At 66.4% G+C, this 726-nt stretch carries 1 pseudogene; it reads right to left on the reverse strand.

Features of this window, described 5'->3' with window-relative positions:
* Positions 1-726, reverse strand: a pseudogene (locus tag INT12_RS30705) (glutamine--fructose-6-phosphate aminotransferase); the annotation flags it as partial.

Consider the following 726-nt stretch of genomic DNA (forward strand, 5'->3'; position numbering starts at 1 on the left):
GATGGATTCGATCCAGTAGCGCGCGGTCAGGCCGGAGTAGTAGCTAGTGCCGCAGGCGAGGATCTGCACGCCTTCAATGCCCGACAGAACGGCTTCTGCATTCTTGCCGAACAGTTCGGCCGGGAAGCCACCGGCATCGATGGCCGCTTCGATGGTGTCGCCCAGCGCGCGCGGCTGCGCGTGGATTTCCTTCTGCATGACGCGGCGGTAGGGGCCCAGCTCCAGCGAGGCCAGCGACACATCCGACTGGTGCACGCCACGGTCCACCGGCAGGTTGTGCTCGTCGAACACCTGCACGACATCGCGGCGGATGTCGGCGGTGTCGCCCTCTTCCAGGAAGATCACGTTGCGGGTGGAGGAGATGATGGCCGAGACGTCGGAAGCGACGAAGTTCTCGCCCTGGCCCAGGCCCACCAGCAGCGGGCAGCCCATGCGCGCGCAGACGAAGTGGTCCGGCTCGGCACGGCTCATCACCGCCAGCGCATAGGCACCGGTGAGTTCCTTGACCGTGCGCTGCAGCGCCGAGAGCAGGCTGTCGCCGCCCTTGAGGTGATGGTGCATCAGGTGGGCGATGACTTCGGTGTCGGTCTGCGACTCGAACACGTAGCCGAGCGCGCGCAGCTTCTCGCGCTGCTCCTCGTGGTTCTCGATGATGCCGTTGTGCACCAGCGCCACGCCGTGGCTGATGTGCGGGTGGGCATTGGCCTCGGTCACGCCGCCATGGGT

Origin of the sequence: Pseudomonas sp. K8 (assembly GCF_014889455.1) — a bacterium.
In the GTDB taxonomy this organism is placed as follows: domain Bacteria; phylum Pseudomonadota; class Gammaproteobacteria; order Pseudomonadales; family Pseudomonadaceae; genus Aquipseudomonas; species Aquipseudomonas veronii.